This window comes from Streptomyces sp. NRRL B-24085 (assembly GCF_001282115.1).
In the GTDB taxonomy this organism is placed as follows: Bacteria; Actinomycetota; Actinomycetes; order Streptomycetales; family Streptomycetaceae; genus Streptomyces.
Window position 1 is genome coordinate 1 of the sequence record NZ_LJBR01000192.1, and the last position, 8491, is coordinate 8491.

The 8491-nt window shown below is 75.1% G+C and carries 9 protein-coding genes and 1 pseudogene; 4 read left to right on the top strand and 6 right to left on the bottom strand.

Annotated features, from left to right (window positions below):
* A partial coding sequence (locus AOJ26_RS21275) for a hypothetical protein (RefSeq protein ID WP_053849917.1) occupies positions 1-1038 on the bottom strand: 1038 nt, incomplete at its 3' end.
* Between the two features lie 114 nt (positions 1039-1152).
* On the opposite strand from AOJ26_RS21275, the gene AOJ26_RS21280 reads away from it, so the two are divergent.
* Together AOJ26_RS21280 and AOJ26_RS43910 are read left to right on the top strand one after the other, a co-directional pair.
* Positions 1153-2388: a molybdopterin-dependent oxidoreductase gene (locus tag AOJ26_RS21280; RefSeq protein ID WP_078959986.1), complete on the top strand. Its 1236-nt coding sequence runs from the start codon at positions 1153-1155 to the stop codon at positions 2386-2388.
* Positions 2388-2849 (top strand): hypothetical protein, encoded by a 462-nt coding sequence (locus tag AOJ26_RS43910; protein WP_373413133.1) that lies wholly within the window; start codon positions 2388-2390, stop codon positions 2847-2849. Before AOJ26_RS21280 ends, AOJ26_RS43910 begins: the two co-directional genes overlap by 1 nt.
* 176 nt (positions 2850-3025) lie before the next feature.
* Here AOJ26_RS43910 and AOJ26_RS45235 read toward each other — a convergent pair.
* The 3 genes and pseudogenes from AOJ26_RS45235 to AOJ26_RS21295 form a co-directional block, all read right to left on the bottom strand.
* A pseudogene (locus AOJ26_RS45235) lies at positions 3026-3694 on the bottom strand (class I SAM-dependent methyltransferase); the annotation flags it as partial.
* Positions 3691-4299 carry a TIGR04282 family arsenosugar biosynthesis glycosyltransferase gene (locus AOJ26_RS21290; RefSeq protein ID WP_053849919.1) on the bottom strand — a complete coding sequence of 203 codons (609 nt, stop codon included), beginning with the start codon at positions 4297-4299 and terminating at the stop codon, positions 3691-3693. The pseudogene AOJ26_RS45235 and the gene AOJ26_RS21290, both read right to left, overlap by 4 nt.
* Positions 4296-5000 (bottom strand): glycosyltransferase family 2 protein, encoded by a 705-nt coding sequence (locus AOJ26_RS21295; protein WP_053849920.1) that lies wholly within the window; start codon positions 4998-5000, stop codon positions 4296-4298. The genes AOJ26_RS21290 and AOJ26_RS21295 overlap by 4 nt, the downstream gene beginning before the upstream one ends.
* Before the next feature lie 103 nt (positions 5001-5103).
* Between AOJ26_RS21295 and AOJ26_RS21300 the strand changes: the two genes are divergently transcribed.
* Positions 5104-5835 carry a response regulator transcription factor gene (locus AOJ26_RS21300; protein ID WP_053849921.1) on the top strand — a complete coding sequence of 244 codons (732 nt, stop codon included), beginning with the start codon at positions 5104-5106 and terminating at the stop codon, positions 5833-5835.
* A gap of 3 nt (positions 5836-5838) precedes the next feature.
* On the top strand, positions 5839-6951 hold the full coding sequence (locus AOJ26_RS21305; RefSeq protein ID WP_053849922.1) for a sensor histidine kinase: 1113 nt from the start codon (positions 5839-5841) through the stop codon (positions 6949-6951).
* An 82-nt stretch (positions 6952-7033) separates the two neighbouring features.
* On the opposite strand, the gene AOJ26_RS21310 is transcribed toward AOJ26_RS21305, so the two are convergent.
* Both AOJ26_RS21310 and AOJ26_RS21315 read right to left on the bottom strand, forming a co-directional pair.
* Positions 7034-8035 (bottom strand): NAD-dependent epimerase/dehydratase family protein, encoded by a 1002-nt coding sequence (locus AOJ26_RS21310; protein WP_053849923.1) that lies wholly within the window; start codon positions 8033-8035, stop codon positions 7034-7036.
* A 52-nt stretch (positions 8036-8087) separates the two neighbouring features.
* On the bottom strand, positions 8088-8491 hold a 404-nt coding region (locus AOJ26_RS21315; protein ID WP_234358635.1), incomplete at its 5' end, for a sensor histidine kinase.

Genomic DNA, 8491 nt, shown 5'->3' on the forward strand with positions numbered 1-8491 from the left:
AGATGTGTATAAGAGACGTGTGCACGCGAGGTTCGCCCACACCCAGTAGCCGTACGGCCGCACCCCGCCCGCCCCCTGGTAGTACCGCGTGACCAGCAGCCGGTACGCCTCCCACCAGTCGAACCCCGACACGGTGAACAGCACCGGCACGACCACGAGACCGGCCAGGGCTAACACCAGGGGCCGCCGTGAGGAGCCCAGCAGCAGCACCGCGCCCGCGACGACGGCCATGAGGGTCAGGCCGTACGACAGATAGGCGGTCAGCCCGAACAGCAGGCCCGAGCAGAAGCCGTACAGCGGCGGCCGGACACCGCGCACCGCGAGGGCGAGCAGGGCCACCGCCCACGCGGCCACCGCCGCGAAGTACCCGTCGGCCGACGTGCCCACCCAGACCGCGGCCGGGGCCAGGACCAGGAAGGGCGCGGCACGGCGGGCGAGCGACTCGCCGGCGAGGGTCCGCACGGTGACCAGGACCGCGACCGCCGCGGTCGTGCCGACGGTGATGCACCAGGTCCCCGCCCAGCCCCCGCCGCCGAGCCCGACCCGGTCGAGGAGGACGAAGGTGAGGGTGGCGCCGGGGGGATGCCCGGCGACATGGGCTCCCCAGTTGTCCGGCGCGTCGATCAGGATGTGCCGGGTGAAGTCCCGCAGGGCCGCCGGGATGTCGTGGAAGCGGGGGACGGCCCGGAGGTACTCGTTCCTGGTGGTCAGCTGCTCGGCGATGCCCCGGTGCCAGCCGTCCACGAGGGCCAGGGACCACGTCCAGGCCATGCCCGCGCCCCAGACGGCGAGCAGCAGCGGGCGCCAGGACAGCCGGGCGGCGAGCGAGGGGCCGTAGGCCACCGCGGCGGCCGCGACGACCACCGCGGCCGGGGTGCCGGGACCGACGTGCGGATCCCAACTCGCCAGCAGAGGCGGCCAGTCGACGCGGAGCGAGCCGTACCGTTGCTGGATCGCCCGGCCGACCAGGACGGCGGTCAGCACGAGGAGAGCGGCGCACACGGCCGCGTACAGGTCACGACGAAGGTCCCGGTTCACCCGGACGACGCTAGGCCGCACATCCGCTCCCGGACGGCTGACATGCGACGACGTCAGAGTTTCGTCATGGTTCGCAGGCCCGCTTCCGGGGTGCCGCGGACCTACCGTCGGGGCATGGCTCGGTCTCCCTTCACCCCTTCCTTCTGGCGCAGCCCGCTGCGCGGCCCCTGGCTCACCTCGGTCCTCGGGGTCGTGCTCCTCGGCGGCATCACCGTGCTGTTCGTGACGGGGCTGCTGTCGTACGCGGCCTACAACCCCGGCCTGTCGCCGGTGAACGACAAGACCCCGGACAAGGGCGTCCTCGGCTTCTACCTCTTCTCCTGGCCGACCGACCCGCACTGGCTGTACCGGCTGACCCAGGGGATCCACGTCACCCTCGGCATCACCCTGATCCCCGTCCTGCTGGCCAAGCTGTGGTCGGTGGTGCCGAAGCTGTTCACGCTGCCGCCCGCGCGCTCGCTCGCCCACGCCCTGGAGCGGATCTCGCTGCTCCTGCTGGTCGGCGGCGCCCTGTTCGAGTTCGTGACCGGGGTGCTCAACGTCCAGCTCGACTACGTCTTCCCGGGCTCCTTCTACCCGCTGCACTTCTACGGCGCGTGGGTGTTCTTCGCCGCGTTCGTCGCCCATGCCGTGCTGAAGACGCCGCTCGCGCTCCGCAACCTCCGCCGGATCCGGGAACTCCCCTCGCGGGCAGACGAGTTGGTGTCACCGGACCCGGCCGAGCCGACCGTGTCGCGGCGTGGGGCGCTCTGGTTCGTCGGGGGCGGTTCGCTGCTGCTGTTCCTCACCACGGCCGGGCGCAGCTTCGACGGCGTCCTGCGCCGGACCGCCCTGCTCGCCCCGCACGGCGGCGGCGAGCCCGCCTCCGGTCCTGGCGGCTTCCAGATCAACAAGACCGCCGCGTACGCCGGGATCGACCCGGCGGAGACGGGTGCGGAGGCCTGGCGGCTGGTCGTCACCGGGCGCGACGGCCGCACGGTCCGCCTCAGCCGAGCCGAACTGCTTCAACTCCCGTTGCACAGCGCGGCATTGCCCATCGCCTGCGTGGAGGGCTGGTCGACCTCCGACCAGTGGTGGCGCGGCGTGCGGCTGCGGGACCTCGCGGCGCTCGTCGGGTACGAGGACGACCCGCCGGACCTCTTCGTGGAGTCGCTGCAACGGCACGGCGCCTTCCGCCGGGCCGCCCTGCGCGCCAACCAGGTCGCCGACCCGCGGTCCCTGCTCGCCCTGTCCGTCAACGGCGCGGACCTGACCCCCGACCACGGCCACCCGGCCCGGATCATCGTGCCCGCGGCGCCCGGTGTGCTCAACACCAAGTGGGTGGCGCGCCTGACCTTCGGAGACCTGTGATGCGGATCCCTCTCGGCAGCCCCCTGCAACTCCTCCTGCTCGTCTGCTCGTTCGCCCTCGCGGTGTATGCGGGGGTGCAGCTGCTGGCGGGGGACTGGTTCGGGATCGCGATGTGGTTCGTCGGAGCGGCCGTCCTGCACGACCTGGTGCTGCTGCCGCTGTACGCGGCGGCGGACCGGGCACTGGTGCGGACGGCGGGGCGGCACGTGCTGTACGTGCGGGTCCCCGCCGCCCTCTCGCTGCTGCTCCTGCTCGTGTGGTTCCCGCTGATCAGCGGGCAGGTCGCGGACCGCTACGCCTCCGCGACCGGCCTGTCCCCGGACGGCTTCCTGGCCCGCTGGCTGCTGGTGACGGCCGTGCTCTTCGGCGGTTCGGCGGTGGTGTTCGTCGTACGGCGGCGCGGGGCGGGGCCGGTGGCGCGGCGCAGGGCGACGAAGGACCGGCCGCCGGCCGTCCACTGATCCACCGGTGCCCACCTGCTGCGGTCCGCGTGCCGCAGCAGGGCGGGAGTACCGAGCCGGGCCCACGGGAACGGGCTGCCGGCAGCGCCGCGGGCGTCGGTGACATGCACCTGGACCCGCTCGTCGAGCTCCGGGTCGGTGACCGTCTCGGCGATCAACAAGCCCCTGGGGGTAAGGAGTTGAGCCGTCCGGTCGAGCAGGGCCCGCGGGTCGCCGCCGATGCCGACGTTGCCGTCGATCAGCAGCGCGGTGCCCCAGCGGCCCTCGCCGGGCAGCGGCTCGAAGACGGACCGCCGCAGCGCCTGTCCGCCGAGCGCGACGGTCCGCGCGACCGCCGCCTCGCTCACGTCGATGCCGAGCACCCGCCGGCCGCGGGCCCCGAGCGCGGCGACGAGCCGTCCCGGCCCGCACCCGACGTCCAGCACCGCGCCCTCGCAGCGCCTGAGCACCTCCAGGTCGGCGGCGTCCGCGGCGGCGCACCAGCGCTCCAGTTCCAGCGGGAGCAGCCAGCCGTCGGACCGGCGCAGGAAGAGGGGCCCGCGGCCGGTACGCAGGGCCCGCGCGTAGGGGTCGACGGACCACGTGCTGTCCGTCGCGTCGGGGCCGGGCTCCCGCAGGAGCGGGCGTCCGTCCCACTGGCGTCCGATCCCGTCCGCCCGGGGGCGCACGTCGCCGGGATCGCCACGGCGCCCGATCGCGTCCGCCTCCGTCTCGCTCGCCGTCCCGTCGTCCGGACGACGCCCGGTCCCGTCCGTCCCGTCCGCGGCTGCCGTCCCGTCGTGCGGCCGTGCGAGTGCCCCGGTCGCCGTGGCACGTGTCGCGATGCCCACCCGTGTCCCCCTCACCGCCGCACCCCCGCGAGCCGGGCCAGTTCCGCCGCGAACCGCCCGTGCGGGGCGGCCCGTGCGACCAGTTCCGCGTCCGCCGCCGTGTCCACGTCCCGCAGCGGGGGCAGTTCCCGCACCCGCAGTCCGGCCAGCCGGGCGCGCTGGGCCGCTCCGGTGCCGGGGACCGACATCGGGACGCCGCGCAGCCTGGACGGGTCCGGTTCCGCCAGACCCAGCGCCCAGAACCCGCCGTCCTCGGCGGGCCCGAAGTACGCCTCGCAGTCGGCGAAGTCGACCGTGAGCAGCTCGGGAGTCACCTGGGGCGTGTCCATACCGATGAGCAGGGCCGGACCGTCGCAGCCCGCGAAGGCCGCGGCCAGCCGTTCGTCGAGGCCGCCCGGGCACTGCCGTACGACCTCGAAGCCCGGCGGCAGCCAGGGGCCCGGTGCGCCCTCCAGGACCAGGACCCGGCGCCGGGCCGGGGTGCGGGCCACCACGTCGAGGGTGTCCGCGAGGGACGCCTCGGCCAGCGCGGCCGCCTCCGCGGGCGTGAACGGCGGGGTCAGCCGGGTCTTCACCCGCCCCGGCCGGGGCTCCTTGGCGATGACGAGGAGAGTGGTCACGCGTGCGCCCCCGTCTCGTTCAGGACCCGGCTCATGTCGCGCACGGCCTGCCAGGTGCCCCGCCAGGTGCCCGTCACCTTGGAGGCTCCGGTGCGCGGGCGGTACGGCACGTCGTGCTCGGCGATCCGCCAGCCCGCGTCGGCCGCCCGCACCACCATCTGCAACGGGTAGCCGCTGCGCCGGTCCGTGAGGCCGAGCGCGAGCAGCGGCTCGCGCCGGGCGGCCCGCAGCGGCCCCAGGTCGTGCAGCCGCAGACCGGTACGGCGGCGCAGCAGCCGGGCCAGCGCGAGGTTGCCCGCCCGGGCGTGCGCCGGCCAGGCACCGCGGGCCTGCGGGCGGCGCCGGCCGAGCACGAGGTCCGCCTCACCGGCCAGCACCTCGGCCACGAACGGCACCAGGTCCGCGGGGTCCAGCGAGGCGTCGCAGTCGCAGAAGCACACGATGTCGGCCGTGGCCGCGGTCAGCCCCGCATGGCAGGCGGCGCCGAAGCCGCGCCGCTCCTCGCGGACGACGGTCGCGCCGAGGGCCCGGGCGATGCCGGCCGAGCCGTCCGAGGAGCCGTTGTCCACGACGAGCGCGCGCCAGCCGCGCGGGATGCGTTCCAGCACCCACGGCAGGGCCCCGGCCTCGTCCAGGCAGGGCAGCACGACGTCCACGGACGCCGCCGGTTCGTTCACTGAAGGGGTCGTCACGGCTTTCACCCTACGAACGCAGAACGGACAAACCGGACTCCGGCTCCTTACGAAACAAGGACGTCGGCGGCCGCCCGCGGCACAATCGCGCGCGCGGTGCGAGGCTGGCGACATGGAGCAGCAGCAGTACGCACAGACCCGGCCGCGGGTCCTCGTCGTCGACGACGACCCCACCGTCGCCGAGGTGGTCTCCGGCTACCTGGACCGGGCCGGATACCTCGTGGACCGGGCCGCCGACGGCCCCGACGCCCTCGCCCGCGCCGCCGCGCACCGCCCGGACCTCGTCGTCCTCGACCTGATGCTGCCCGGCATGGACGGCCTGGAGGTGTGCCGCCGGATGCGGGGACGCGGGCCCGTCCCGGTCATCATGCTCACCGCCCGCGGCGACGAGGACGACCGCATCCTGGGCCTGGAGGTCGGCGCCGACGACTACGTCACCAAGCCCTTCAGCCCCCGCGAACTGGTCCTGCGCGTCGAGTCCGTGCTGCGCCGCTCCCGCCCCGCCCAGCAGGCCGGTCACCTGGGCGCCGCCGGTCTCTCGCTGGACCCGACGGCCCGCCGCGCCCTCAAGGACGGCACCGAACTGGCCCTCACCATCCGGGAGTTCGACCTCCTCGCGTTCTTCCTCCGGCACCCCGGCCGGGTCTTCAGCCGCGAGGACCTGATGCGCGAGGTGTGGGGCTGGGACTTCGGCGACCTGTCGACCGTCACCGTCCATGTGCGCCGGCTCCGCGGCAAGGTCGAGGACGACCCGGCCAGGCCCCGCCTGATCCAGACCGTGTGGGGCGTCGGCTACCGCTTCGACGGCTCGCCGGAGTCCGACGCCGCCCCGAAGGGGGCGTGACCCGTGCGCGACACCCTCCTCATCGCCCTCTACGCCTTCCTCGGCGCCGTCGCCGCCGGACTCCTCGGTGCCTGGGTGCTGCTGCTGGTCCGGCGCCGCTCGCTCTCCCTGCACCTGACCGTGGTCGCCGCGGTCGGCGTCACCGCGATGCTGGCCGGCACCCTCGCGGTCGCCCAGGCCATGTTCCTGTCCGGGCACGACCTGCGGGTCGTCACCACCGTCGTCCTGATGGCCGCCGTGGTCTCGCTGGCCACCGCCCTGTTGCTGGGCCGCTGGGTCGCCGCCCGCAGCCGGGCCCTCGCGCTCGCCGCCCGCTCCTTCGGCGACGGCGGCGACTTCACCTCGCCCGGCGGCCCCACCACCGCCGAACTCGACGCCCTCAGCCGGGAGTTGGAGGCCACCAGCGCCAAACTCGCCGAGTCCCGGGAGCGGGAGCGCGCCCTGGAGTCCTCCCGGCGCGAGCTCGTCGCCTGGATCTCCCACGACCTGCGCACCCCGCTCGCCGGACTGCGCGCGATGTCCGAGGCCCTGGAGGACGGCGTCGCCGCCGACCCCGCCCGCTATCTGCGGCAGATCCGCACCGAGGTGGAACGCCTCAACGACATGGTCGGCGACCTCTTCGAGCTCTCCCGCATCCACGCCGGGACACTGGCGCTCAGCCCGAGCCGGATCTCCCTGTACGACCTGGTCTCGGACGCCCTCGCGGGCGCCGACCCGCTGGCCCGCGAGTACGGCGTGCGGCTGGTCGGCGACCGGGTGGCGGCCGTGCCGGTGGAGGTGGACGGCAAGGAGATGAGCCGCGTGCTCGGCAACCTCCTCGTCAACGCCATCCGCCGCACCCCCGCCGACGGCACGGTCGCGGTGGCCGCCGAGCACCGCCCCGAGGGGGTCGTCGTGTCCGTCACGGACGGCTGCGGCGGCATCCCCGAGGAGGACCTGCCCCGCGTCTTCGACACCGGCTGGCGCGGCACCCACGCCCGGACTCCGCCCGCCGGGGCGGGACTCGGCCTCGCGATCGTCCGGGGCATCGTGGAGGCGCACGCGGGCCGCGCCACCGTGCGCAACGTGCCGGGCGGCTGCCGCTTCGAGGTGGTGCTGCCGTCGGCGGCTTCCTGAACCAGCCGCCGCCGCTGAGGAAAATGGTGGTGCCGCCCGTGGCCGCTTTCCTTCACGGGCGGCACCACCGGTCCACCGCCGGCTACGCGTCCCGCATCCCGGCGCCCGCGAACTCCCGCATCCCCTCGGCGAATCCGACCTCCGCCTTCCACCCCAGCTCCGCCCGCAGCCGCGCCGAGTCCGCAGTGATGTGCCGTACGTCCCCGAGCCGGTACTCCCCGGTGACCACCGGCTCGGGACCGCCGTACGCCTCGGCCAGCGCCCGGGCCATCTCGCCCACCGTGTGCGGCTCCCCGCTCCCGGTGTTGTACGACGTGAGCTCCCCGTCCCCCGAACCCGCCTCCAGTGCCGCCACGTTGGCCGCGGCCACGTCCCGCACATGGACGAAGTCCCGGCGCTGACCGCCGTCCTCGAAGACGCGCGGGGCCTCCCCGCGCGCGAGCGCGGAACGGAAGAAGGAGGCGACGCCGGCGTACGGGGTGTCGCGGGGCATGCCGGGGCCGTACACGTTGTGGTAGCGCAGCGCCACCGCCGCACCGCCCGTGGCCCGGGCCCAGGACGCGGCCAGGTGTTCCTGGGCGAGCTTGGTCGTCGCGTACACGTTCCGCGGGTCGACCGGGGCGTCCTCGCCGACCAGCCCGGGGGAGAGATCCGCGCCGCACCGCGGGCAGAGCGGCTCGAAGCGTCCCGCGTCCAGGTCGGCCACGGCCCGCGGGCCCGGTCGTACGGTCCCGTGCCGGGGGCAGGTGTAGCGGCCCTCGCCGTACACGACCATCGACCCGGCGAGCACCAGCCGCCGTACCCCGAGCTCGGCCATCGCGGCGAGCAGGACCGCCGTGCCGACGTCGTTGTGGGAGGCGTACCGCGGGGCGTCGGCGAAGTCCACGCCCAGGCCGACCACGGCCGCCTGGTGGCACACCGCGTCCACGCCGGTCAGGGCGCGGCGGACGGCGTCGGGGTCCCGTACGTCGGACGCCGGGTCGGTCCGCAGGTCGTACAGGAGGGGCTCGTGGCCGTGTGCCACGAGCGCGTCGACGATGTGGGACCCGATGAAACCGGCGCCGCCGGTGACCAGTACGCGCATGCCCTCACGCTAGGGGCGTGCCCGGCCCGAGAGATCGGACCGCGCCCGCACGTCACGGCTTCGTAAGACTCAGCGGCAGCGACACCGTGAACACCGTCGAGCCGGGCTCGCTGTCCAGCCCGATCGTGCCGCCGTGCGCCCGGACCAGGGAGCTCGCCACCGCGAGGCCCAGTCCGCTGCCGCCCCGGTCCCGGCTGCGGGCCTTGTCGACGCGGTAGAAGCGGTCGAAGACCCGCTCCCGGTCGGCGGCCGGGATGCCGGGGCCCGCGTCCGCGATCCGCACCCGGGCGTGCCCGTCCCGCACCCGCACCCCCACCGACACCGCGGTGCCCGCCGGGGTGTGCACGGCCGCGTTGGTGAGGAGGTTGTCGAGGACCTGGCGGACCCGCTGCGGGTCGAGGCGCAGCTTCAGGGCCCGCGGGCCCTGCTCGACGGTCAGCGGATGGTCCGGGTGGC

What these genes read in the sequence shown, in the direction of transcription:
- AOJ26_RS21280 (WP_078959986.1), top strand. Translation starts at nt 1,153, where the DNA reads ATGGCTCGGTCTCCCTTCACCCCTTCCTTCTGGCGCAGCCCGCTGCGC.
- AOJ26_RS43910 (WP_373413133.1), top strand. Translation starts at nt 2,388, where the DNA reads ATGCGGATCCCTCTCGGCAGCCCCCTGCAACTCCTCCTGCTCGTCTGC.
- AOJ26_RS21300 (WP_053849921.1), top strand. Translation starts at nt 5,104, where the DNA reads ATGGAGCAGCAGCAGTACGCACAGACCCGGCCGCGGGTCCTCGTCGTC.
- AOJ26_RS21310 (WP_053849923.1), bottom strand. Translation starts at nt 8,035, where the DNA reads ATGCGCGTACTGGTCACCGGCGGCGCCGGTTTCATCGGGTCCCACATC.